Here is a 24,083-nt window from a genome sequence, read left to right as displayed (position 1 = left end):
GCGGGTGCGGCGGCGGGCCGTCCTCGCCCGGGGTGCCGTGATCGGCCTGCTGCTGGGACTCTCCGCGGCCCTCGCCACGCCGACCCCCGCCCCCGCTGTGCCGGCCGGGACCGCCGCCGACGCGCGCCCGGGGTCGTACGCCTTCACCCCCGGCGCCCGGACCGTCGCGGGCACGAAGGGCACCACGGACGCCGCCCTGCTCGACCCCCGCCACACCTACCGCAGTTCACTGCCCCGCAACGGCAGGCTCTACTACCGCTTGCGCCTGACCGCCGCGGACACGGCGTACGTCCCCGTCACCGCCGTACCACCGGCGGACGCCACCGTCTCCGCCACCGACGGCATCCGCGTCTCGCTCCGGGACGCCAACGGCGCCTCGTGCTTCTACGCCTCCGCCCGCATCGGCGCCGGGCTCAGCCCGCGCCCGGTCACGGCCCTGGCCCAGCGCGAGGCCGGCAAGGCGCTGTGCCAGGGCGCGGGGACGTACTACCTGCTCGTCGAACGCCTCGACGCCGAGGGCTCCGGCGCGGCGGCGGGGTCCGAGCCCTGGGACCTGGAGATCGCGCCCGCCACGGAGCCCCGCCTCGCCGAGGCCGGCCCCACCACCGCGCCGCGGACCTGGGACTCCGCCACACCGGAACCCCTCACCGGCACCCCCCGCGACCGCTCCGGCGGCACCGGTTTCGCCACGGCGCGCCCGGTGGGCCAGGGGATCTGGCGCACCCGTCTCACGCCCGGCGAGACCCGGTTCTACAAGGTGCCGCTGGACTGGGGCCGGCAACTGCACGCCTCCGCCGGCCTGGACGGCGCGCCGGGCCACGGCTACGTCGGCGGCGCCCTGAACCTCTCCCTCTACAACCCCGTCCGCGACCACGTCGACGACGCCTCCCTCGGCTACACCGGCACCCCCAGGTCCGCCGCCCTCGCACCGCTCCCGCCGGTGGAGTACGCCAACCGGTACGCCGTCCCCGCCGGGGTGGCCTCCGTCCGCTTCGCCGGCGAGTACTACCTGGTCCTGCACCTCAGCACGCGGCTGGCCGACACCTTCGGGCCGGGGCCGTTCGAGGTGACCCTGCGGGTCCGGGTGCGCGGACAGCAACAGGCGGGACCCGCGTACGCCGGCCGGCCCGTGCCGGACGACCTCCTCACGGTCACCGACGAGGACCGGGACGCCGCGGTGACCGGGGACACCGGGGGTGGAGCCGACGGCCGGGTGATGCGGCTGGTCGCCGTCGGCGGGATCGGCACGGGCACCGCGCTGCTGCTGGTCCTGGGCGGGTGGACGGTGGCGGCCCGGCGGGCTCACACCCGCGTCAACGCCCAGAAACCCACGGCGTAGCAGGCGAGCGCCAGCAGCAGGAGCGGGATCACGGCCCGGGCCGGGGGACCGGGCCGTGGGGCCGCACGCCGCGCCCGGCGCCCGTGGGCGCGGGCAGGGGATCGGGGAGCGGGTGAGGGCGGCGGAATCTGTGGGTCGCGGGTGGTGTAGGCGGCGGTGGCGGTGTCGATCCGGGGGTCCGGAGCCGGAGCGGGGGCCGGCACGGGGGCCGGGGGCGGGAGCGGGTGGACCGGGACCTGCTGGGGCGGCGGCAGGCGGAAGCTCCCCGTGTCCGAGAGGGAACCGGTGGAGGTGGGTGCCGAGCGCCCCTCCGCCGCCGGGCCCGGAACGGGGTCGGCCGGCCCACTGTCGACACGCCCAACTGCCCTGCTCCCCAGGGGATCGGCCGCCGCTCCGGACTCGTCCGTCCCGCCCGCGACCACGTCCGACGCCACACCGGAAGCCCGCCGGAGGGGTCCGTCGGGGCCGAACCCGGGCGGAAGCGGGCCGAGTTGGTCGAAGATCTCGACGAGTTCGTCGTCGGGGCCCGGCTCCGGCAGGAGTTCGGCGGCGGCGGCGAGCGCCTTGCGCGCCCCCGTGGCGGTGCGGAACCGGTCCGCGGGGTCGGGCTGGAGCAGTGTGGCGACGACCTGCCACAGCGGTTCCGGAATGCCCTTGGGCGGGCCGGGCGTTCCGTGCTCCAGGAAGTACTGCACCAGCGCCTTGGCATCGGGCTTGGCGCCTTCGAGGAGGTACAGCGCGACCAGGCCGGCGGCGAACAGGTCGGCCGGGAAGTCGGGTTCGGCGCCCAGCATCTGCTCGGGGGCGAGGTAACCGGGCGTCCCCACCACGAGGTTGGTCTCCGTCAGCCGGGGTTCGCCGAGCCGCATGGCGATGCCGAAGTCGGACAGCCGCAGCCGGGGCCGGCCGGTGCCGGTGGCTTCGAGGAGCACGTTGGCGGGTTTGACGTCCCGGTGGACGACGTCCTCGGCGTGGACGGCGGCGAGGCCGGACAGCAACTGGTCCAGCAGCGTGCACACGAACACCGGCGGGAGGGGGCCGTAGTCGCCGACCAGGTGGACCAGGGAGCCGCCCGCGACCAGGTCCATGGTGAACAGCACCTTGTCGTCGTCGGCGGCCCAGCTCGCCGGGGCGAGGACGTGCGGGTGGTCGATGCGCAGCGCCTGCTCGCGGACGAAGCGGAGCAGGGAGTGGGCGTCACGCTGCTGGAGGACCTTGGCGGCCACGTACCGCCGGCGGCGGTGGTCCCAGGCACGCCACACGGCGCCCACGCCACCGCGTCCGATCGGGTCGGCCAGCTCGTACCGGCCGGCGAAGACCTCACCCATGGCAGCCGCCGCTCCTCCCCTGCTCCGACGAAGCCCCCCGCGCCCCTGCCCCGCGCACCCCGCGTCCGGCCGGCCCGGACCCCCCGTCCCGAACCGGCGGCGCGGTCAGTTCTGGTGGGACTGGTAGTGCGCGACGGCGTCGGAGGTGCGGCCGGCGCCGTAGACGCGGAGGAACTCCGCGAGTTCGGGGTGGCTCGGGGCGAGGGTGTCCGCGGCGTCGATGATGTCACCCGCGGCGGCCACCGAGCGGAGCAGCGACTGGATCTCGCGCACCACCCGCTTGACCGTGGGCGCACCCGAACTGTTCGTGGTGTGCGTGGTGTTGCTGAGCACGGAGCCCCCCTGCGACCTCTTGATCTCGTCCATCCGCTCGGTCGCCTCGGCGGCGCTGACGCTGCCGTCCGCGACCTGGGACGCCAGTTCCTGCAACAGCTGCACCCGCTGGACCACCGCCGGATTGCCGATCTTCGCGCGCTGGCCGCTCATCAGCTGCGAGAGCATCGGGGCGGACAGGCCCAGGACCGCCGCGAGCCGGGCCTGGTTCAGCCCGAGATCGTCGATGAGCTTACGGAAGAGCGCCCCCAACGGCTCCCCGTACCAGTTCCGCTGTAGCTCCCGTGCTCTGGCGGTGGCTTCCTGCTGTGCGGCGTCCATTGCGTCTCCCCATCGCTTCCCCTGAAAACCGCGGTTCGCTGTAGCGAACCACGTCGAGCATCTTACGGAGAGTGGTCATCCACGGGGACCCCCAATCTTTTTGCGGGATACGGGGGGTGACCCGGTACTCTGGTCTGCGGCGCCCGCCGGAACGTGATCCCTCCGGCCGGTCGCTCCTTCCCGGGGCCTTAGCTCAGTTGGTAGAGCGCCGTCTTTGCATGGCGGATGTCAGGGGTTCGACTCCCCTAGGCTCCACCCCAAGAAAATGCCCCCTGATCTGCGGAAACGCAGTATCAGGGGGCATTTTTGCGCGCACGAAGGACCCTTCGGCCCGATTCACTCGCGGCCGAAGGGTCTCCTGGTGTGCGCTGATGCGGGCCCGGCGCTCAGACCTCGTCGTCGCGGTCCACGGCGTCTTCCTCCGCCTGCTTCGCCTGGACCTCGGGGTCCAGGCCCTGGGCCTCGCTGCCGTCCACGGACGTGATGCGCCCCTCGTCGGGGACCTCCGTCGCCGCGGGCGGTTCGACCAGCCAGTCGGGGTTGGCCTGCTTGTCCCACCACTTCCAGGCCGCGAAGGCGCCGCCCGCCAGAGCGGTCAGCACCGCCGCCACCTTCAGGGCGCGGCCGGCCCGGGACCGGCGGGCGTTCCGCCGGGCCAGCTTCTGGATGTCCCGGGCCGAGACCTGACCGCGCAGCGCGGCCAGCGCCGCCGCACCGCGCGCGGCTGCCTCGTCGCGGACCGGAGCGGTCGCGGCCACGGCATGCTCGATCTTGGGACGTGAGTAGGCGGCGGCCTGCCGGGCCGCCTTGCGGGTGCGGACGGCGGCTTCCTGCGCGGCCAGGTCCACCTTCGGCGGCACATGCGTGCGGGCCTGCTCCAGGCGCGGGGCGAGCCGGGCGTCGTACTGCACGCGGGCCTGTTCGGCGGCCTGCGACACCACGGGCGCCAGCCGTACGCGTGCCTCCTGCGCGTAGTACGCGGCACGCTCCTTGGCCGTGTCGGCGTAGGGCGCCACCACTTCCGCGGCGTGCAGCACGCTGTCCTTCGCCGAGCCGGTCGCGGCGCGCACGCTGTCGATGCGGGTCACGGGTTCCTCCTCCTCGGTGGCGTACGGTATTTCGACTTTCCACCCTTTTACGGATCATGCCTGCCCGCGGCTGCCGGGGCATGTGCGGACGCGCATTCGGGTGCCCATCGCTCCCTGCGGCCTGATCCGGGGCAACAGGGGGCTCGTGGTCGACACTGCCACGAATCACCGGCGCGCGCCGCTCGCCCGGCGGAAGTCACGGCCGCCCGGCGACGCGCGGACGGGACCGTGGAAGGATCGAAGGCGGAGCGGCGGACGACGACGGAAGGCAGATCGTGGCCGAGCAGCTGTATGCCACCTTGAAGACCACCCTCGGCGACATCGAGGTGCGGCTCTTCCCCCTCCACGCTCCCGTCACGGTCAGAAACTTCGTCGAGCTCGCCCGCGGCGAACGCGAATGGATCCACCCGGGCACCGGCGAGCGGAGCAGGAAGCCCCTCTACGACGGCACGGTCTTCCACTGCGTCATCAGCGGGTTCATGATCCAGGGCGGTGATCCCCTGGGCAACGGCCTCGGCGGACCCGGTTACGGCTTCGAGGACGAGTGCCGTCCGGACCTGGCCTTCGACACGCCCTACCTGATGGCCATGGCCAACGCAGGCCCGGGCACCAACGGCTCGCAGTTCTTCATCACCGTCACCCCGAGCACCTGGCTGAACGGCAAGCGCACCATCTTCGGCGAGGTCACCGACCCGGCCTCGCAGAAGGTGGTCGACGCCATCGCGAACGTGCCCACCGGCCGCAACGACCGCCCGCTGACCGACGTCGTCATCGAGACGGTGGTGGTGGGGACGCGGGAGAGGTGAGGGGAACCAAACGCGCCGCTCGTCCGTAAGGATGGGCGGAGCAGGGCAGTACCGTCAGGACGGACACGACGAGCAAGGGGATCCGATGGACCAGGCCGCAGGGAGCGCGCAGGACGCCGCCCGGAGCGTGCCGGTGTGCTACCGGCACCCGGACCGCGAGACCGGCGTGCGCTGCACCCGCTGTGAGCGGCCCATCTGCCCGGAGTGCATGATCAGCGCCTCGGTCGGCTTCCAGTGCCCGGACTGCGTCCGCGAGGGCTCGGGCACGGGACACGCGCCGGCGGCGTCCCGGCCGCGCACGGTCGCCGGGGGCGCGGTCACGTCCGACCCCCGCCTGCTCACCAAGATCCTGATCGGGATCAACCTCGCGGTGTTCATCGCCGTCCAGGCCGACAGCTCCCTCCTGGACCACCTGGTGCTCTACGGCGCCTGGCCCCCGAAGCCGTTCGCGCCGACCTCGGGCGTCGCCGGCGGCGAGTGGTACCGCTTCGTGACGTCGATGTTCGCGCACCAGGAGTACTGGCACATCGGCTTCAACATGCTGAGCCTGTGGTGGATCGGCGGCCCGCTGGAGGCGGCCCTCGGCCGGGCCCGCTACCTGGCGGTCTACTTCGTCTCCGGGCTGGCCGGCGGCGCGCTGACCTATCTGCTCACCTCCCCGCAGACCGCCTCGCTCGGCGCCTCGGGCGCGATCTTCGGCCTCTTCGGCGCGACCGCCGTGCTGATGCGCCGGCTCAACTACGACATGCGCCCGGTCATCGCGCTGCTGGTGATCAACCTGATCTTCACCTTCGGGGTCGGCAACATCGCCTGGCAGGCGCACATCGGCGGGCTCGTCGCCGGGGTCGTGACCGGGTACGCGATGGTCCACGCCCCGCGCGAGAAGCGGGCCCTGGTGCAGTACGGCACCTGTGCCGTCGTCCTGGTGCTGGCGGTGGCGCTGGCCCTGGTCAGGACCGCTCAGCTCACCTGATACCGAACCGTTGTCCACAGGCTGTGGCGGATCTTGTGCACGGCGTGCGGACACAGCTGCGCCCCCTGCCGCTCGGATGTGTTTTCGCAGGTCGGACAGGGGGCGAACAGATGTATGGGGATCAGTGGGCCAGTCACACCGGCGTCAACGCCCGATGAGTTATCCACAGATCGTAGTTTCTTTTCCCCAGGGGATTGTGGACAGCACCCCTGGCCTGTGGATAACTCGGCGGATAGCCCTGGGCAGAGCTATTTCCACTGCGTGGAGACGCCGAAGCCGGCGGCGATGAAGCCGAAGCCGACGACGATGTTCCAGTTGTCCAGGCTGTCGACCGGCAGCGAGCCGTCGGTCACGTAGAAGACGACGATCCAGGCCAGGCCGATGAGGAACATGGCCAGCATCACGGGCGCGACCCATGCGCGGTTGGTGAGCTTGATGGCCTGCGCCTGCTTCGCCGCCGGCGGCGTGTAGTCGGCCTTCTTGCGGATACGTGACTTCGGCACGAGGGTCTCTCCTGTCGATGCGCTGCGTGGCCGCGCAGGTAACTGGGTCGGGCTCGGGGCAGCGTACAAGGGGCCAACATGACGACTCTGTGTGCTCCCCCGGGCGTCCGTTAGCGTAGTGCTTCCGTGGCGCCGAAGGAGATAAGGGTACGTTGAGCAATTCTGCCGACTCCCCCGGGACGGGATCAACGGGTCCGGGCCCCGTCCGCCGACCGCGTGTGCGGCCCGTGCGGATCCTCACCGCTGCCGTCTTCGCGCTCGCCGGGCTCATCTTCTTCACCAGCTTCGACACGGCCAAGGGCACCGACATCCGCCAGGACGGCTCCCTGCTGAAGCTGTCCGACCTGATCCAGCAGCGCAGCCGCAAGAACAAGGAGCTGGACGAGTCCAACGCGACCCTGCGCGACAGCGTGGAGTCGCTGGCCGAGAGCGACGACGGCAGCACCAAGGCCGAGGACGAGAACCTCGGCCGGCTGGAGAAGAGCGCGGGCACCCAGAAGCTGACCGGCAAGGCCGTCACCGTCACCCTGAACGACGCCCCGCCCAACGCCACCGCCAAGCTCCCCGGCTATCCCGAGCCGCAGCCCGACTACCTGGTCATCCACCAGCAGGACCTCCAGGCCGTGGTGAACGCGCTGTGGCAGGGCGGCGCCCAGGGCATCAAGGTCATGGACCAGCGACTGATCTCCACCAGCGCGGTGCGCTGTGTCGGCAACACCCTGATCCTCCAGGGCCGCGTCTACTCACCGCCGTACAAGATCACCGCGGTCGGGGACCCGGACCGGCTGAAGCAGGCGCTCGCCGCGAGCAAGGCGATCCAGACCTACATGGTCTACGTCAATGTCTACGGCCTCGGCTGGAAAGTCACCGACGACGGGACGGTGACTCTTCCCGGCTACTCCGGAACAGTGGATCTGCACTACGCGAAGCCAGTGGGATAGACGTCCGCCCGGGAGCCGCCGGTGCGCGTGATCGCCAGGACCGTCAGCGAGCTCTGCGTCACCGTCGGCACCCTGATCGTGCTCTTCGAACGTATGACCCCGGCACCCCCTTCGCGATCATGTATGTCCCGCGCTTCGGTTCCACGTGGAACAAGCCGGTGCCGGCCGGGTGACGCGGTGGTGCTCACGGACGGGAGCACCTGGTTCACGTATCGGATCGACAAAGGCCCCTGCAAAACGGTGCCGACCGATGTCGAGATGATCGACCCTGTTATGGGGGCACAGTCACCGGCTGATCGTCTGGGCGCACCTGGATTCCACACAGCCTGTGGAGGCAGGCGAACCGAGGGCTCTGCGCCGTTAGTCTGGTGACGTACGGCGTGGGTCTGGTGCCGTAGGGGATACGGAAGGGACGGCAAGGGACGGCATGTACGGCTGGATCTGGCGGCATCTGCCGGGCAACGCGTGGGTGAAGGCCCTCATCTCCCTCGTCCTGGTCCTGGCCGTGGTCTACATCCTGTTCCAGTACGTCTTCCCGTGGGCCGAACCGCTGCTGCCCTTCAACGATGTGACGGTGGACAACCAGTGAGTGCGCGGATTCTCGTCGTCGACAACTACGACAGCTTCGTCTTCAACCTCGTCCAGTACCTGTACCAGCTGGGCGCGGAGTGTGAGGTCCTGCGCAACGACGAGGTGTCGACCTCGCACGCCCAGGACGGCTTCGACGGCGTGCTGCTGTCGCCCGGACCGGGGACCCCGGAGGAGGCGGGCGTGTGCGTGGACATGGTCCGGCACTGCGCGGCCACCGGGGTGCCGGTCTTCGGCGTGTGCCTCGGCATGCAGTCGATGCAGGTGGCGTACGGCGGTGTGGTCGACCGGGCGCCCGAGCTGCTGCACGGCAAGACCTCACCGGTCGAGCACGAGGGCAAGGGCGTCTTCGCGGGCCTGCCCTCCCCCTTCACGGCGACCCGCTACCACTCCCTGGCCGCCGAACCGGCCACGGTCCCGGCCGAGCTGGAGGTGACCGCCCGCACGCACGACGGCATCATCATGGGGCTGCGCCACCGCGACCTTCCGGTGGAGGGCGTGCAGTTCCACCCCGAGTCGGTGCTGACCGAGCACGGGCACCGGATGCTGGCCAACTGGCTGGCGGAGTGCGGCGACGACGGTGCCGTGGCGAGGTCGGCGGGGCTCGCCCCGGTGGTGGGCAGGGCCACGGCGTGACCGCGCTGCGCCCCGAGCGCGAGGACTTGTACGACGGCGGGAGACCGTACGAGTCCTCCGGCGGTGCGCGGCCGTACGAGTCCCCCCGTGGCACGCGGCCCTACGGCGGGCGGCGGCAGGATCCGCCGACGGCTCCGATGCCCCGGCTGACCGAGGAGGACCTCGCGGCGCCGCCGCCTCCCGGTGAGGACCTCACGGCAGCCCTGCCCCGCGTCGACGAGGAGACGATGGCGCTGCGGATCCCGCGGCCGGCGGGGTACGGAGCGCAGAGCGACGCCGCACGGTCGGGCACGGGGGCCGCTGGAGCCTCCTCGGCCGCCTCGGCCACCCCCGTCGCCCCCGGCGGCCGTGCGGCCCGGAGAAGGGCCGCCAAGCGGCGTGGAGGGCGGCACGGCGGGGCCAGGGACGCCCGTGAGCCGGCGGCGCCGCCCGCGGACCGGGACCCGCGGCGGCCCCTGAGCCGGGTAGAGGCCCGGCGGCAGGCCCGGCTGCGCAAGCCGAGCCCGGCGACCGTGGCGAGCCGGGCGATCGGCGAGGTGTTCATCACCACCGGCGTCCTGATGCTGCTGTTCGTCACCTACCAACTGTGGTGGACCAACGTCCGCGCGCACGCGCAGGCCGGCAGCGAGACGCACCAGCTCCAGGACGACTGGGCCAACGGCAAGCGCAATCCGGGCGTCTTCGAGCCGGGGCAGGGCTTCGCCATCCTGCACATCCCGAAGCTGGACGTGGTCGCGCCCATCGCGGAGGGCGTCAGCAACAAGAGGGTGCTCGACAAGGGCATGGTCGGGCACTACGGCGAGGCCCCGCTGAAGACGGCGATGCCCGACGCCAGGACCGGCAACTTCGGCCTCGCCGCGCACCGCAACACGCACGGCGAGCCGTTCCGGTACATCAACAGGCTCAAGGCCGGGGACGCGGTCGTGGTCGAGACGCAGGACACCTACTTCGTGTACAAGGTGACCTCGATGCTCCCGGTGACCCCGCCGTCCAACACCAGCGTGCTGAACCCGGTCCCGCCGGGCTCCGGCTTCACCCGGCCCGGCCGGTACATCACCCTCACCACCTGCACGCCGGAGTTCACCAGCAAGTACCGGTTGATCGTCTGGGGCAAGATGGTCCAGGAACGCCCCCGCAGCAAGGGCAAGCCGGACGCGCTCATCGAGTAGGGCTCACCGACCAAGGGCAGAGGACACAGTGGCAGCGACCGCCGACGAGACCGAAGAGACCACGGACGCGTCCGAACCGGAACCGGCTCCCCGCCGGCGCCCCGGCCGGATCGCGCTGGCGGTCAGCGTCTTCGGGGAACTCCTCATCACGGCGGGCGTGCTGCTCGGCCTGTTCGTCGTCTACTCGCTGTGGTGGACGAACGTGATAGCGGACCGCAAGGCGGACCGGCAGGCCGACAAGGTGCGCGAGCACTGGGCCGAGCAGCAGCAGCAGGACTCCGGTCCCGGCGCGCTCGACACCAAGGACGGCATCGGGTTCCTGCACGTGCCCGCGATGCACAACGGAGAGGTGCTGGTCGAGAAGGGCACCGGAACGGACGTCCTCAACGACGGTGTGGCCGGCTACTACACCGACCCCGTCAAGGCCACGCTGCCCACCACGGGCAAGGCCGGCAACTTCGCCCTCGCCGCCCACCGGGACGGGCACGGCGCGAAGTTCCACAACATCGACAAGCTGAGGAAGGGCGACCCGATCGTCTTCGAGACGCGGGACGACTGGTACGTCTACAAGGTCTACTCGGTCCTCCCCGAGACCTCGAAGTACAACGTCAAGGTCCTCTCCGCCGTCCCCAAGGAGTCCGGCAGGAAGAAGCCGGGCCACTACATCACCCTGACGACGTGCACCCCCGTCTACACCTCCCGCTACCGGTACGTGGTGTGGGGGGAACTGGTCCGGGTGGAGAAGGTGGACGCCGACCGCACGTTGCCGAGGGAACTGCGCTGAGCGTGGGCGTGGGCCCCTGCCGGGATGTCCCGGCAGGGGCCCACGTGTGTGCGGGGCGTGTCAGCCGATGCCGCCGAAGAAGCCGCCGCCGTTGTCGCCGCCGTTGTTGCCGCCGCCGCCGAAGTCCGCGGTCGTCAGGACGATCTGGGTGTTGGCGGGGTCCGCCTGGGTGCCCTGCTGCGGGGTTTGGAAGACGACCCGCGCTTTGTCGTCATTGGGTCCGTTGACCTGGATCTTCGTGAAGCCCTGCTGTTGCAGGATCTGCTGGGCCTCCTTCACGGTCTTCTGCGTCACGTCCGGCACCGGCTTCTGCTGCGGTTGCTGCGCCTTGCCCACATTGATCGCGATGGGCGTGTTCTTGGAGACCTGCTGGCCCGCCGACGGGTTGGTGTTCTGGACCTTGCCGTCCTGAGCCGGGTCCGTCACCGGGGTTTCGGTGCAGCTGGAGTTCGGCGCGAGGCCCTTGGCCTGGAGTTCGGCCTTCGCCTCGTCGCAGGACTTGCCGGTGACGTCGGGGACGGTCACCTTCTCCTCGGGCTTGGCGACCGTGAGGGTGATCGTGGTGCCCTTCTCCTTGCTGGAGCCGCCCTCCGGGTCCTGGCTGATGACGACGTCGGGCGTCTGGGTCGAGACCTGGGTCTTCTTCTCGACCTCGAAGCCCTTCTCCTTGAGCTGGGCCTCGGCCTGGTCGAACTGGATGCCGCGTACGTCCGGCACCTGGACCTTCGGCGCGCCCGTGGAGATCACCAGGTTGACCGTGCTGTTCTTCTCGACCTTCTCGTCCGGCTGCGGGTCCTGGGAGCAGACGTTGCCCGTGGCCTGGTCCTCGCAGGGCTTCTTGGTGACGGCCACCTTGAGGTCGACGTTCGCGGCCATCTTGCGGGCCGTCTTCTCCGGCTGGCCCACGAACGACGGTACGGGCACCTTGCCGTCGCTCCCGCCGTCACCGCCGAACGCGTACATGCCGATCAGGATCGCGCCGACCAGGACCAGCAGGCCCGCGACCACCAGCAGGATCGTGGAGCTGTTGGACTTCTTCTGCTGGCGGCGGCGGTCCGGGCGCTCGTCGTAGCCGTAGCCGCCGTCGTCGGGGCTCATCGGCGGCAGCATGGTGGTCGCCGCCGCGCCCGGCTCCGAGCGCAGGGCGGTCGTCGCCTGGTCGTCGGGGTAGCCGCCGTAACCGACGGCGCCCATCGCGGCGGTGGCGGCGACCGGCTGGCCGTCCAGGCACGCCTCGATGTCGGCGCGCATCTCGTCGGCCGACTGGTAGCGGTAGTCGGGGTCCTTGACCAGCGCCTTGAGGACGATCGCGTCCATCTCGGGCGTGATCTCGGGGTCGAAGACCGACGGGGGCTGCGGTTCCTCCCGGACGTGCTGGTAGGCCACGGCCACCGGGGAGTCGCCCACGAAGGGCGGCCGTACCGTCAGCAGTTCGTACAGGAGGCAGCCGGTCGAGTAGAGGTCCGACCGGGCGTCGACCTGCTCGCCCTTCGCCTGCTCGGGCGAGAGGTACTGGGCGGTGCCGATGACCGCCGCGGTCTGGGTCATGGTCATGCCGGCGTCGCCCATGGCGCGGGCGATGCCGAAGTCCATCACCTTGACCTGGCCGTTGCGGGTCAGCATGACGTTGGCCGGCTTGATGTCCCGGTGGACGATGCCGCTGCGGTGCGCGTACTCCAGGCCCTGGAGGATGCCGATGGTCATCTCCATGGCGCGCTCGGGCAGCAGCTTGCGGCCGGAGTGCAGCAGCTCGCGGAGCGTGGAACCGTCGACGTACTCCATCACGATGTACGGGATGGAAACCCCGTCGATGTAGTCCTCGCCCGTGTCGTAGACCGCGACGATCGCGGGATGGTTGAGCGAGGCGGCCGACTGGGCCTCCCGGCGGAACCGGGCCTGGAAGGACGGGTCGCGCGCGAGGTCCGCGCGCAGCGTCTTCACCGCCACGGTGCGGCCGAGCCGGGTGTCATGCGCGAGGTAGACCTCCGCCATGCCACCGCGGCCGAGCACCTGGCCCAGCTCGTACCGGCCGCCGAGGCGACGCGGCTCTTCCATAGCTACCTACCAGCCCTCTCCGTCGGTCTCGGCCGCGCACCCCTGTGCGCGGCCGGAGGCTGCCGTCCGGGCCTACCGTACCCGGCTCGCTGTGTGTGACCTGGCCAAGCCCGTAACCCGATACAGGACCGGTATCGCAACGTGCGGCGATGTGAAGGGTGTGTGAGCGGCGTCACTTCCGGTGGCCGACGGCGGTCACTTCTTGGAGTCGATGACCGCCTTCATGACGTCCTTCGCGATCGGGGCGGCCAGGCCGCCACCGGAGATGTCGTCGCGGTTGGCGCTCTCGTCCTCGATCACCACGGCCACGGCGACCGGCGAGCTGCCGTCGCTGAGCTTGGCGTAGGAGATGAACCAGGCGTACGGGTTCTCGCTGTTCTCGACACCGTGCTGGGCGGTACCGGTCTTGCCGCCGACCGTGACGCCGTCGATCTTCGCCCGCGTACCGGTGCCCTTCTCGACCACCGTCTGCATCATGTCCTGGAGGATCTGCGCGTTCTTCGGCGACAGCGGCCGGCTCAGCTCCTCCGGCTTGGTCGTGGCGACCGGGTCCAGGTTGGAGGACTGGAGCGAGTCGACCATGTACGGCTTCATCAGCTTGCCGTCGTTGGCGACGGCCGAGGCGACCATGGCCATCTGGAGCGGGGTCGCGGCGGTGTTGTACTGGCCGATGGAGGACAGCGCGGTCTGCGACTGGTTCATGTTGTCCGAGAACACCGAGGCGCTGGAGCGGACCGGGGTGAACTGCTCGGCGTCGAAGCCGAACTTCTTCGCTTCCGCGAGCATCTTGTCGTTGCCGAGGTCGGAACCGATCTTGCCGAAGACGGTGTTGCAGGAGTACTGGAGCGCGACCCGCATGGTCGCGTTCTCGCACGGGATGTTGCCCTCGTTCTTCAGCTGGGTCGTGGTGCCCGGCATGGTCCACGGCAGCGGCGATTCGGTCCGCTCGTCGGCCGAGGTGTACTTGCCGTTCTCCAGTGCCGCGGCGGCCGTGACCACCTTGAAGGTGGAGCCCGGCGGGTAGGTCTCGCGCAGCGCCCGGTTCAGCATCGGGTCGTTGGGGTTGTACTTCTTCTGGAGCTTCTTCCAGGCCGCGGCGTCGTCGTTGGTGTTGCCCGCGAACGACGAGGGGTCGTACGACGGGTAGGAGGCCAGCGCCAGTATCTTGCCGGTGGAGGGGTCCAGGGCGACGACCGCGCCCTTGCCGCCGCGCTGCTTCAGACCGTTGTACGCCGCCTTCTGCGCGGCGGCGTTGAGCGTGGTGACGACGTTGCCGCCCTGCTGCTCCTTGCCGGTGATCATGTCCAGCGTCTTGCGGAAGAACAGCCGGTCGTCGTCGCCGGTGAGGATGCCGTCCTCGATGGACTCCAGCTGGGTGGCGCCGAAGGCCTGCGAGGCGTAACCGGTGACCGGCGCCCACATGGGGCCGTTCTTGTAGGTCCGCTTGTACTTGAGGTCGTTCAGGCCGGTCTTGCTGGTCAGCGCGGACCCGGTGATCGGGTCGCCGCCGGACACGATGATGTCGCCGCGCGGAGTGGCGTAGCGGGCGATGGTGACCCGGCGGTTGTTCGGGTCGTCCTTGAGCTTGTCGGCCCTGACGTACTGGAGGTAGTTGTCCCGCAGCAGCAGGGTGAGGACGAGGAGGCCGCAGAAGATCGCGATCCGGCGCAGGGGTTTGTTCATGACGGGCGGACCACCTGGGTCATCTCGGCGTCGGGGTTGGCGGCGGGGGCGGGCGCCGGGCGGCGGGCGGTGTCGCTGATGCGGATGAGGATGCCGATCAGGGCCCAGTTGGCCAGCACGGAGGAACCGCCGTACGCCACGAACGGCATGGTCATACCGGTCAGCGGGATGAGGCCCATGACACCGCCGGCCACCACGAAGACCTGAAGGGCGAAGGCGCCCGAAAGGCCGACGGCGAGCAGCTTGCCGAAGGGGTCGCGGGCGGCGAGGGCGGTGCGCACGCCGCGTTCCACGATCAGGCCGTAGATCAGCAGGATCGCCATGATGCCGGCCAGGCCCAGCTCCTCGCCGAAGGTGGCGAGGATGAAGTCGGAGTTGGCGGCGAACCGGATCAGGTCCGAGTGGCCCTGGCCCCAGCCGCTGCCGAGGGTGCCGCCGGAGCCGAAGGCCCACAGCGCCTGCTGGAGCTGCTCGGAGTGGCCGAGCTGGCCCTGGCGGCTGAGGGTGTACTCGCGCATCGGGTCGAGCCAGGACTGGACGCGGCTCTTCACGTGCGGCTCGATGCTGGCCACGCCGACCGCGCCGGCCGCGGACATCAGCAGACCGAACACGATCCAGCTGGTCCGCTCGGTGGCGACGTACAGCATGATCACGAACATGCCGAAGAACAGCAGCGAGGTGCCGAGGTCGGTCTCGAAGACGAGGATGAGGATCGAGATCGCCCAGACGACCAGGATCGGGCCCAGGTCACGGCCGCGCGGCAGGTAGAGGCCCATGAAGCGGCGGCTGGCGAGGGCCAGGGCGTCGCGCTTCACCATCAGGTAGCCGGCGAAGAAGACGGCCAAGACGATCTTCGCGAACTCGCCGGGCTGGAGGGAACCGAGGCCGGGGATGTTGATCCAGATCTTCGCGCCGTAGATGTTGGCGCCCAGGCCCGGCACCAGCGGCAGGATCAGCAGGACCAGCGCGCTGAACATGGAGATGTACGTGTAGCGCTGGAGGACGCGGTGGTCCTTCAGGAAGATCAGGACCACGACAAACAGGGCGATGCCCAGCGCGGTGTACAGCAGCTGGCGCGGCGCGGCCGTGACGAAGTTCGGCAGTGACTGCAGCAGCTTGGACTGGTCCAGCCGCCAGATCACGACGAGCCCCAGCCCGTTGAGCAGGGTGGCGAGCGGCAGCAGCAGCGGGTCCGCATAGGGGGCGAACTTGCGTACGGCGAGGTGGGCGACGCCGGCCAGCAGACCGAGTCCGAGTCCGTAGCTCAGCAGGCCCCCGGGGACCTGGCCGTCGATGGCCAGTCCCACGTTCGCGTAGGCGAACACAGGGATGACCACCGCGAAGACCAGCAGGGCCAGCTCGGTGTTACGTCGGCTCGGCGCGCCGATCGCGCCGATCGTGGACGTGTGGTGCGTCGGCGAGTTCGTAGTACTGCTCATCGTGTGACAGGGCCTCTCACGGCTTGCCTACTGCTTACCGCACAGCGAGACGACCTTCTGCTCATCCTCCGAGAGGGTCGGGCCGGGGCTGGGGGTCGCGGACGGGGTCGTGGACGGCGACTTCGAAGGGGACGTCGGGGACGTCTTCGAGGCCGACGGGTTCGGGGTCGTGTTCGGCGTCGGGGAGGCCTTGACGAAGGCGGTCTGCGTGGTGGTGCCCGTGGACGTTCCGGTGCCGCCGGAGCTCTGGGCGCCGCCGGTCTTGTCCTGGTCGTTCTTGGCGTTCTCCCGCGCGCGCTCGGCCGCCTGGCGCTCGGCCTGCTTGCGGCAGGCGGACGCCTGCACGGCCAGCTCCTGGACCTTCGTCCGGGCCGCCTCCAGTCCGCCCTCCGCGATCGTCGCCTTCACCTGCTTCTGCTGGTACGGCGGCAGGTACTTGAGTTCGATCTCGGGGTGGTCCTTCTCCACCTTCGACAGCGACACCCAGGCCAGGTCCTGGCTGATCCCGCGGTACAGCGCGACGTGCTCGTCCTTGGTGCCGACGTAGTACTGGGTCTGCGTCCAGCGGTAGCCGCCGTACAGGCCGCCGCCGACGACGGCGAGGGCGAGGACGCCGTAGAGCGAGGTCTTCAGCCATCTGCGCCCCTTGCGCGGCTTGGTGAAGTCGTCGTCGGTGTAGTCGCCGAAGCCGTCGGCCGGGGCGTAGCCGGCGGTGTCGCCGGAGCCGGGCGGGCCGAACTCGCCGCCGCCGTGCCCCTGGCCCTGCCGCCCCAGGTGGGAGGCGCGGCCCGCCGGGGTCTGCATGATGCCGTTGTCGTGCAGGTGGTTCTGGTTCTCGGCGACGGCGCCGACCACGACGGGCTGGTCGGACAGCTGGCCGGCGAGGGTGTCACCGGTGTCCAGGTCGAGCACGTCGGCGACGATGACCGTGATGTTGTCGGGGCCGCCGCCGCGCAACGCGAGCTGGATGAGCTCCTGCACGGTCTCCTGCGGGCCCTGGTAGCTGGCGAGGGTCTCCTCCATCGTCTGGTGGGAGACCACGCCGGACAGGCCGTCGGAGCAGATCAGATAGCGGTCGCCGGCCCGGACCTCGCGGATCGACAGGTCGGGCTCGACGTGGTCGCCGCTGCCGAGGGCGCGCATCAGCAGCGAGCGCTGCGGGTGGGTGGTGGCCTCTTCCTCGGTGATCCGGCCCTCGTCCACGAGCCGCTGCACCCAGGTGTGGTCCTGGGTGATCTGGGTGAGCACACCGTCACGGAGCAGGTACGCGCGCGAGTCGCCGACGTGCACGAGACCGAGCCGCTGGCCGGTCCACAGCAGCGCGGTCAGGGTCGTCCCCATGCCTTCGAGCTGGGGGTCCTCCTCCACCATGGCGCGCAGCTGGTCGTTGGCGCGCTGCACGGCCACGCCGAGGGAGGTGAGGATGTCGGAGCCGGGCACGTCGTCGTCGAGCGTGACCAGGGTGGAGATCACTTCAGAGGAGGCGACCTCGCCCGCCGCCTGGCCGCCCATGCCGTCGGCGATGGCGAGCAGGCGCGGACCGGCGTAACCGGAGTCCTCGTTGCCCTCCCGGATCATGCCCTTGTGCGATCCGGCGGCGAAGCGCAGTGACAGACTCATGCGCACCTCGCCCGTCGGCTCCGAATGCAGCCGGTCGTGTCGAGCCACACTGCCCACCCTCCGGTCGGGAGCGCGCCGCAGACCGGGTGGCGGTCTGCCGCTGCGTGCTCGCTCCGCTCGCGCTCATTCATGACGTAGCACTACTTCCGCAGCTCGATTGCGGTCTTGCCGATGCGGATCGGCGCGCCCAGCGGGATCGGTGTGGGGGTCGTCAGCCGGGACCGGTCCAGGTAGGTGCCGTTGGTGGAACCGAGATCCTCGATGATCCATTGGCCGTCACGGTCCGGGTAGATCCTGGCATGGCGGCTGGAGGCGTAGTCGTCGTCCAGCACGATCGTGGAGTCGTGCGCCCGGCCCAGGGTGATCGTCTGGCCCTGCAACGCGACGGTGGTGCCGGTGAGTGTGCCCTCGGTCACCACCAGCTTGGTGGGGGCGTTGCGGCCACGCCGGCCGCCGCCGCCCTGCTGGCCGCGCTGCGGCGGGGGCGCGGCCTGCTGCCGGGTCTGCTGCCGGCCCGTCTGCTGCGGCCGGGCCGCCTCCCTACGCGATCCGCGCTGGGTGACGCGCGTACCGAACAGGTCGCTCCGGATGACCTGCACGGCCACGATCACGAACAGCCACAGTACGGCCAGGAAACCCAGCCGCATGACCGTGAGGGTCAGCTCTGACATTGCCCCCGCTTCACCCTTCGGCTTGCCTATAGATAACGGTGGTGCTGCCCACGACGATCCGCGAGCCGTCGCGGAGCGTAGCGCGGGTGGTGTGCTGCCCGTCCACCACGATGCCGTTGGTGGAGCCGAGATCCTGGATCGTCGAGGGCGTTCCGGTCCGGATCTCGCAGTGCCGGCGGGACACGCCGGGGTCGTCGATCCGCACGTCGGCGTCGGTGCTGCGGCCCAGCACCAGCGTCGGGCGGGAGATCTGATGGCGGGTGCCGTTGATCTCGATCCAGTAGCGGGTGCGCGCGCCGCTCATCGGGGCCGCGGCCGGCCGCTGTGTGGCGGGCTGCGGGTAACCGTAGCCGCCGGGGCGGGTGCCGGGCGGCGGCGCGGACGGCATCGGGGGCGCGCCGGCGGGCGGGGCGGCCGGCGGGTAGCCGTAGCCGCCGGGGGCGCCCGCCGCGGGGCGGCCGGGCGCCGGCGCGCCGGGAGCCTGCGGCGCCCCCTGCTGGTTACTGGAGGAGGCGAGGGTGCGCGAGCGCACCCGGTACAGGCCGGTGTCCAGGTCGTCGGCCTTCTCCAGATTGACCTTGATCGGGCCCATGAAGGTGTAGCGCTGCTGCTTGGCGTAGTCGCGCACCATGCCGGCCAGCTCGTCGCCGAGCTGCCCGGAGTAGGGGCTGAGGCGCTCGTAGTCCGGCGCGCTCAGCTCCACGATGAAGTCGTTGGGCACGACGGTCCGGTCGCGGTTCCAGATGGTGGCGTTGTTGTCGCACTCCCGCTGGAGCGCTCCGGCGATCTCCACGGGCTGGACCTCGGACTTGAAGACCTTGGCGAAGGTGCCGTTCACCAGACCTTCGAGACGCTGCTCGAACTTCTTCAGGACTCCCATGGGGCACCTCCTCCGTCCCTGCCGTCGTCTTGCCTGTTCCGTGCCGTTGTCTTGCCGGGTACTGCGGGTACTGCTCACTGATCGTATCTACGCGCCCGCCAAACAGCCGGTTCCCCCAGCGGCTCCCCTTCGAACTCCCGGGTGCGTGTCCTGCTGCCATGGATCGTAGAGGCGGGCGAAGTCCAGTGTCCCGCACCCGGCTGTGGACCCGGCCCGCCTCCCGGGCAGATGGCCTGGACCGGTACGAGGTTGATACGAGAAGCGCGCCTCGCTGATACGTGCGGCGTTCGGCGGGCGCGTCGTTGAGGCGGTACGCCCCGCGCGCGCCGGGGGCGGGGACCGGCGGGAAGCGATGTGAATCCACCCCGTACGACGTGCTAATGTTCTGGGTGTCGGAAGGGGCCGGGCCGAAAGGGCCGGAACCGGAAGACACACCCAATGCGCGGGTGGCGGAATAGGCAGACGCGCTGGATTCAGGTTCCAGTGCCCGCAAGGGCGTGGGGGTTCAACTCCCCCCTCGCGCACAGAGAAACCGATGAGACGGGTCTCTGCCGGTGACGGAAGTCACGGCAGGGGCCCGTTTCTCGTTGTACTCGGAGTTGTGAGGGATCGCACAGCCGGGCGTCGGTGCGCGGGGACCCGCCTGTGAACTAAGTCACGGGCGGCGCCCGGGGTCTGGGTGCCGGCCCTCCGCTCTTCCCCGGGAACCCTCCCCGGAAATCCCGGCCAGAGCGTCATGTTCATGCTGTTGGCCTTCTCCGCACGCGCGCGTGGGGGGAGCGGCCGGGGGGGCCGGAGGGGATGCCAGAGCGTTGCCGTACCTCCGCCCATGCCACCCCTTTTCCCTGGAGGAACGGTGGCCCGACCCGGTACGCACCGGCACAGACCCCAGCCCGCACCACGCCCGGCACGACGCGCCGCGGCCGTCCTCGCGGCGGCGCTCGGCCTCGCCCTGCCCCTCGCGAACACGCCCGCGACGGCCGCGCCGGCCGCGCCCACGGTCTCTGCGGGAGAACTCGTCCTGCCCGCCGCCGCGCGGGCCGTTCCCCGGTTCACCTGGATCCTCAACGCCGGGACCAGCGGCTTCCTGTGGGTGCAGGAGGGCGACGACCGGTTCCTGTGGACGGACTACGCCACCGGCGCCACCACCGCGCTCGACCAGCGCATGCCGGTCCCGCTCCACTACGACATCGACAACGGCTCCTACCGCGGGGACGTCTCCTTCGCACCCGGCCACTACGGGGACGGGTCGGACACCGTCGCCCTCTACTCGGAGGAGGACGCGCAGGTCACGCTCGTGCGGGGCGCGGGAACGCCGGGCACCGGCAGCGTGGTGGTGCCGGTGCCCGAGGGCCACACCTACGAGGGCACGTTCGGCGACACCGTGCTCACCAGCGCGAGCGACCTCGCCGGGAACCCGGACGCCTACCAGCTCCTGAGGGCCGGCGACGGCGAGGTCCGTCGCACGCCGGTGACGGGGCTGCCCGGCGGCGCCTACGACATCCGCGTCGAGGACGGTGACGCACGGTCCGTCATCCTGCGCTACCAGACGGAGGACGGCGGCCACTGGAGCATCGTCGACCTCGCCACCGGCGTGGCGGAGGCGCTGCCCGACCGGCCCGATCCGCAGGAGGCCTGGGAGGTGACCGGCTTCCGGCTGAGCCCCGGCTCGGTGCTGCGGCTGCGCACCGGACGCGGCAAGGCGGACCTGCTCGACCGGGCCGACCCGGCCGCCGCACCCCGCACCCTGGAGACGAGTTCGCTGACGTACCAGGCGTCCTACGGCGTCGTCGGCTCGGCACTGCTGGGCGTCGAGCCGATGTCGCCGGGCGACGACAAGTACCGGGGCCAGCCCCTGTTCGCCCTCACGTCCGACGGCTCGGACACCGCCCTGACCAAGGTCATGGACCCGGCCGCCCATCAGCTCGTCCAGGCCCCGGACGGCTCCGTCCTGGTGGCGGGCGCCGCGGCGTACGTCGACCGGGGCGACCTCGACTGGGGCGTGTACCGGGTCGCCCAGGGCGCCGACGGCTCGGTCACCCGCAGCCGCCTGACCGCCGTAGAGCCGATGCCCGCGCAGGTCCACGGACTCTCCCTCGGCAGCGGCATCCTCACCACGGCCGACAACAGCACGCTCTACCAGCCGCACACCGTCCTCGGCGCCTACCGCAGCACCTGGCTCACCACGAGCGGCACCCCGAGCCCCGCACGGACCACCGTGGACGGCCTGGTCAGCGGCTGGGACGGCTTCTGCGACGAGACCACGCCCCGCTGCATCCGGATGTTCGCCGACGGCACCGGCCGCCACGGCCGCCGCGACTCCACCGAGTCCGGCCTGACCATGCTGCGTGCCAACGGCTCCGCCGACTGGGGCCCGACCCTCGACACCGGCGACTACTCCCCGGAGCTCACGGACCTCTCCGGGCGGTACGCCGTCGTCGACGGCGCCTCCTCCGGCAAGCAGTACATCGGTGAGTTCGCCACCGCCGGGGCGGGCAAGGTCCTGCTCAAGCGCGACCGGGTCGCCGCGGCCGTGTGGGGGAGCACGCTGTGGAGCGGCGCCGCGAGCGGCGGGAAGGTCACGGCCACCCGGCTCCCCGCGGGAACCGCCGTCGAGTCCTTCACCACCCGCGACGGCTGCACCCCGTCCGACCTCCAGGCCGTGGGCCGCTTCGTCTACTGGGTCTGCCGGGACGCCTGGGGCGACGTACACGGCGCGGGCCTGTACGACCGTACGACCAAGCGCACCTCCACCGCCCCGGACAGCCGGGTCCTGCTCGGGGACGGATACCTGGTCGAGCGGGTTCCCGGCACCCAGTCGCACAGCGGGCTGAGGCTGCTCGACCTGCACAACGGGCTGCCGGCCGGCGGCAGTCACACCGACCTGCCGAGCCGCGAGCTGGCCGACTGGACCGACCTCGGCCAGGAGAACACCGGGGCCGGGACCAGCTGGACCGTGGACCGCTTCGGCGGCGGCGTCGCCTACGCCGACCGCGACCAGCGCGTGCACGTCGTACCGGCCGGCGTCCCGGCGTCACCGCTCACGGCCGTCGACGCCACGGTCACCGCGGGCTCCGCGAACTGGTCCGGCACCTGGTGGCTGTCCAAGCCCGCCGCCGACTGGAAGGTGACCGTGCGCCGGAAGGCGTCCGGCGCCACCGTCCGTACGCTCTCCGGCGGCACGGCCCGGGGCCTGCTGACGGCCGCCTGGGACGGCAGGGACACCGCGGGCCGCCTGGTCGCCAACGGCGCCTACACCTGGACCCTCACCGCCCGGCCCGCCGACGGCCAGGGCGCCGCGCTCACCCTCTCCGGAGACGTCAAGGTGACCGCCGGAACGGCGGCACCGCGCGACTACGCCGGCAACGACGGGGTCGGTGACGTCCTCACCCTCAGCTCCTCCGGCACCCTCACCGTCCGGCGCGGCACCGGTACGGGCACGCTGGGCGGCACCGTCTCCGGCTCCGGCTGGCCGGCCACCGCCCGGATCGTGCCGTTCGGCGACCTGGACGGCGACCACTGCAACGACGTGCTGGTCCGCACCGGCGGCGCCCTGCGGGCGTACCGCCCGGCCTGCGGCAAGGCCCCGACGCCCGCCACGCACTCCACCTCGCTCGGCACCTCCGGCTGGAACGCGTACGACGTCCTGACCTCACCCGGCGACGTCAACGGCGACGGCCGGCCCGACCTGATCGGCCGCCAGTCCTCGACCGGGGACGTCTACCTCTTCAAGGGCACGGCGAACGGCAGGCTCGCCGCGCGCACGAAGATCGCCTCCCACTGGACCGGCTACAAGAAGATCGTCGGCGCCGGTGACCTCACCGGCGACGGCCGCGGCGACCTCCTCGTCCAGGACAAGTCCGACGAGCTGTGGCGGTACGAGGCCAACACCACGGGCACGGGCGGCTTCAAGGCCCGCGTCAAGGTGTTCGCCGACTGGGGCGCCTCCTACAACGCCGTCGTCGGCGCGGGCGACTTCACCGGCGACGGCCGCGCGGACCTCGTGGCCCGCGACACGGCGGGCACCGTGTGGCGCTACAACGGCAACGGCAAGGGCTCGTTCGGGGGCCGCGTGAAGATCGCCACGGGGTGGAAGGGGTACAAGGCCGTCATGTGACGGCAGATGTGACGCCACATGCGACGTCAGACGTGGCGTCACGTGACGGCGGCGACGGGGCCCGTGCTGGACTTCGCGCTGGGCCCCGTGGCAGGATCCGCCTCGGTCACGAAGCCGATCGCGCCCCTGGACGAGCGTCGGCTGGCAACCTCGCTCACCGCGCAAGGTGCCCTCCAGGGAAGACCGGGCCCCCACGGTCCCGTGGGGGTAAGCGCGGATCTCCCTGCCCGGCGGGTAAGGGGGTCCCTCTCGAACGGAGACCCTCATGGCCGCCGGCGTCCCGATCACGCACACCCCTCGGTGGGCTCTCTACCAGCAGGCCGTCGTGGACGTGGAGTTGCCCGAAGGACCGGTCCGCGTCACCCCGGCACCGCCCGGGGTGGCGGTGGGCCGGTTCCCCGTCCCGCACGGGGAGACCATCCACGTGGTCACGGCCCACAATCCCCGGGGCACCCACGCCTCCCGGCAGCACAACCACCGCGCGCATCAACGACTGCTCGGCCTGCTGCGCGGACGGGGGCTCGCGTGGTGGCCCGCTGTCGGCGGTGACCCGGACGGCCGGCACACCGAGGTGAGCGTGGCGATCGTCGGCCTGAGCGACGACGAAGCGCGCGCGCTGGGACGGGAGTTCGGGCAGGACGCGGTGTTCGCCTGGTCGGCGCCGGCATGGCGGCTGCTCGCCTGCTTCGGCGCCGGGGAGGCACTGACACTCGGATGGCGGGCTGCGGAAGGACTTTCAGGGTCTTTGCCCGCGGGCGCGCTGAGCGGGTGCGCGGAGTTTCCCCCAGGGTGCTGACGGCTTTCGGCCA

At 71.2% G+C, this 24,083-nt stretch carries 20 protein-coding genes, 2 tRNA genes, 1 pseudogene and 1 riboswitch; of the genes and pseudogenes, 13 read left to right on the top strand and 10 right to left on the bottom strand.

Going from position 1 to position 24,083, the window contains the following annotated elements; all coding sequences use genetic code 11:
* The first annotated feature begins 4 nt into the window (after positions 1-4).
* Positions 5-1,339, top strand: a complete 1,335-nt coding sequence (locus AQJ11_RS17315; RefSeq protein WP_059263647.1) for a hypothetical protein — start codon at positions 5-7, stop codon at positions 1,337-1,339.
* Here the strand turns inward: AQJ11_RS17315 and AQJ11_RS17310 are convergent.
* Positions 1,303-2,667, bottom strand: coding sequence for a serine/threonine-protein kinase (locus AQJ11_RS17310; RefSeq protein WP_059263646.1), 1,365 nt, complete (start codon positions 2,665-2,667; stop codon positions 1,303-1,305). The genes AQJ11_RS17315 and AQJ11_RS17310 overlap by 37 nt on opposite strands.
* 105 nt (positions 2,668-2,772) lie before the next feature.
* A complete protein-coding gene (locus AQJ11_RS17305) occupies positions 2,773-3,321 on the bottom strand; it encodes a helix-turn-helix domain-containing protein (protein WP_014673790.1) in 549 nt (182 codons plus the stop codon).
* Positions 3,322-3,503: 182 nt separating this feature from the next.
* Between AQJ11_RS17305 and AQJ11_RS17300 the strand changes: the two genes are divergently transcribed.
* Positions 3,504-3,576 (top strand) — tRNA-Ala (locus AQJ11_RS17300).
* Positions 3,577-3,707: 131 nt separating this feature from the next.
* Here AQJ11_RS17300 and AQJ11_RS17295 read toward each other — a convergent pair.
* The gene (locus AQJ11_RS17295; RefSeq protein ID WP_014673791.1) at positions 3,708-4,409 is read right to left on the bottom strand and encodes a DUF5324 family protein; all 702 of its coding nucleotides are present in this window, start codon (positions 4,407-4,409) and stop codon (positions 3,708-3,710) included.
* Positions 4,410-4,684: 275 nt separating this feature from the next.
* Between AQJ11_RS17295 and AQJ11_RS17290 the strand changes: the two genes are divergently transcribed.
* Together AQJ11_RS17290 and AQJ11_RS17285 are read left to right on the top strand one after the other, a co-directional pair.
* On the top strand, positions 4,685-5,215 hold the full coding sequence (locus AQJ11_RS17290) for a peptidylprolyl isomerase (protein ID WP_014673792.1): 531 nt from the start codon (positions 4,685-4,687) through the stop codon (positions 5,213-5,215).
* 85 nt (positions 5,216-5,300) lie between these two features.
* Positions 5,301-6,188, top strand: coding sequence for a rhomboid family intramembrane serine protease (locus AQJ11_RS17285; RefSeq protein WP_015493297.1), 888 nt, complete (start codon positions 5,301-5,303; stop codon positions 6,186-6,188).
* Positions 6,189-6,436: 248 nt separating this feature from the next.
* On the opposite strand, the gene crgA is transcribed toward AQJ11_RS17285, so the two are convergent.
* A complete protein-coding gene (gene crgA, locus AQJ11_RS17280; RefSeq protein WP_014673794.1) occupies positions 6,437-6,691 on the bottom strand; it encodes a cell division protein CrgA in 255 nt (84 codons plus the stop codon).
* Positions 6,692-6,843: 152 nt separating this feature from the next.
* Between crgA and AQJ11_RS17275 the strand changes: the two genes are divergently transcribed.
* The 6 genes and pseudogenes from AQJ11_RS17275 (at position 6,844) to AQJ11_RS17260 (ending at position 10,809) form a co-directional block, all read left to right on the top strand.
* Positions 6,844-7,632, top strand: coding sequence for a DUF881 domain-containing protein (locus AQJ11_RS17275; protein WP_041665372.1), 789 nt, complete (start codon positions 6,844-6,846; stop codon positions 7,630-7,632).
* A 21-nt stretch (positions 7,633-7,653) separates the two neighbouring features.
* Positions 7,654-7,996 (top strand): annotated as a pseudogene (locus tag AQJ11_RS51075) (class E sortase).
* Between the two features lie 63 nt (positions 7,997-8,059).
* Positions 8,060-8,221 carry a hypothetical protein gene (locus AQJ11_RS48255; RefSeq protein ID WP_014673796.1) on the top strand — a complete coding sequence of 54 codons (162 nt, stop codon included), beginning with the start codon at positions 8,060-8,062 and terminating at the stop codon, positions 8,219-8,221.
* Positions 8,218-8,856, top strand: a complete 639-nt coding sequence (locus tag AQJ11_RS17270) for an aminodeoxychorismate/anthranilate synthase component II (RefSeq protein ID WP_014673797.1) — start codon at positions 8,218-8,220, stop codon at positions 8,854-8,856. Before AQJ11_RS48255 ends, AQJ11_RS17270 begins: the two co-directional genes overlap by 4 nt.
* Positions 8,853-10,025 (top strand): class E sortase, encoded by a 1,173-nt coding sequence (locus tag AQJ11_RS50385; RefSeq protein ID WP_203348970.1) that lies wholly within the window; start codon positions 8,853-8,855, stop codon positions 10,023-10,025. The genes AQJ11_RS17270 and AQJ11_RS50385 overlap by 4 nt, the downstream gene beginning before the upstream one ends.
* A gap of 28 nt (positions 10,026-10,053) precedes the next feature.
* Positions 10,054-10,809: a class E sortase gene (locus tag AQJ11_RS17260; RefSeq protein ID WP_014673799.1), complete on the top strand. Its 756-nt coding sequence runs from the start codon at positions 10,054-10,056 to the stop codon at positions 10,807-10,809.
* A 60-nt stretch (positions 10,810-10,869) separates the two neighbouring features.
* On the opposite strand, the gene pknB is transcribed toward AQJ11_RS17260, so the two are convergent.
* The 6 genes from pknB to AQJ11_RS17230 all read right to left on the bottom strand — a co-directional run bounded on the left by pknB (position 10,870) and on the right by AQJ11_RS17230 (position 19,157).
* Positions 10,870-12,864 (bottom strand): Stk1 family PASTA domain-containing Ser/Thr kinase, encoded by a 1,995-nt coding sequence (gene pknB / locus AQJ11_RS17255; protein ID WP_059263645.1) that lies wholly within the window; start codon positions 12,862-12,864, stop codon positions 10,870-10,872.
* Between the two features lie 195 nt (positions 12,865-13,059).
* Positions 13,060-14,547: a peptidoglycan D,D-transpeptidase FtsI family protein gene (locus AQJ11_RS17250; RefSeq protein WP_059263644.1), complete on the bottom strand. Its 1,488-nt coding sequence runs from the start codon at positions 14,545-14,547 to the stop codon at positions 13,060-13,062.
* Positions 14,544-15,986 (bottom strand): FtsW/RodA/SpoVE family cell cycle protein, encoded by a 1,443-nt coding sequence (locus AQJ11_RS17245; protein ID WP_059263643.1) that lies wholly within the window; start codon positions 15,984-15,986, stop codon positions 14,544-14,546. Before AQJ11_RS17245 ends, AQJ11_RS17250 begins: the two co-directional genes overlap by 4 nt.
* A gap of 27 nt (positions 15,987-16,013) precedes the next feature.
* A complete protein-coding gene (locus AQJ11_RS17240) occupies positions 16,014-17,606 on the bottom strand; it encodes a Stp1/IreP family PP2C-type Ser/Thr phosphatase (RefSeq protein ID WP_208616539.1) in 1,593 nt (530 codons plus the stop codon).
* A 140-nt stretch (positions 17,607-17,746) separates the two neighbouring features.
* Complete coding sequence (locus AQJ11_RS17235) at positions 17,747-18,277, bottom strand: FHA domain-containing protein FhaB/FipA (protein ID WP_014673804.1); 531 nt, start codon at positions 18,275-18,277, stop codon at positions 17,747-17,749.
* Positions 18,278-18,287: 10 nt separating this feature from the next.
* Positions 18,288-19,157, bottom strand: coding sequence for an FhaA domain-containing protein (locus tag AQJ11_RS17230; RefSeq protein WP_059263641.1), 870 nt, complete (start codon positions 19,155-19,157; stop codon positions 18,288-18,290).
* A 440-nt stretch (positions 19,158-19,597) separates the two neighbouring features.
* Here AQJ11_RS17230 and AQJ11_RS17225 point away from each other — a divergent pair.
* The 3 genes from AQJ11_RS17225 (at position 19,598) to AQJ11_RS17215 (ending at position 24,070) form a co-directional block, all read left to right on the top strand.
* Positions 19,598-19,681, top strand: a tRNA-Leu gene (locus tag AQJ11_RS17225).
* A 332-nt stretch (positions 19,682-20,013) separates the two neighbouring features.
* Positions 20,014-23,274 carry an FG-GAP-like repeat-containing protein gene (locus AQJ11_RS17220; protein WP_244218276.1) on the top strand — a complete coding sequence of 1,087 codons (3,261 nt, stop codon included), beginning with the start codon at positions 20,014-20,016 and terminating at the stop codon, positions 23,272-23,274.
* Positions 23,275-23,378: 104 nt separating this feature from the next.
* Positions 23,379-23,494, top strand: a riboswitch (SAM riboswitch).
* A gap of 45 nt (positions 23,495-23,539) precedes the next feature.
* The gene (locus AQJ11_RS17215) at positions 23,540-24,070 is read left to right on the top strand and encodes a DUF3293 domain-containing protein (protein ID WP_059263640.1); all 531 of its coding nucleotides are present in this window, start codon (positions 23,540-23,542) and stop codon (positions 24,068-24,070) included.
* The last annotated feature ends 13 nt before the right edge of the window (positions 24,071-24,083 follow it).

Origin of the sequence: Streptomyces corchorusii (assembly GCF_001514055.1) — a bacterium.
Taxonomy (GTDB): Bacteria; Actinomycetota; Actinomycetes; order Streptomycetales; family Streptomycetaceae; genus Streptomyces; species Streptomyces olivaceoviridis.
The sequence above is the reverse complement of the archived record's forward strand: the minus strand, read 5'-3'. Positions and strand labels throughout refer to the sequence as shown.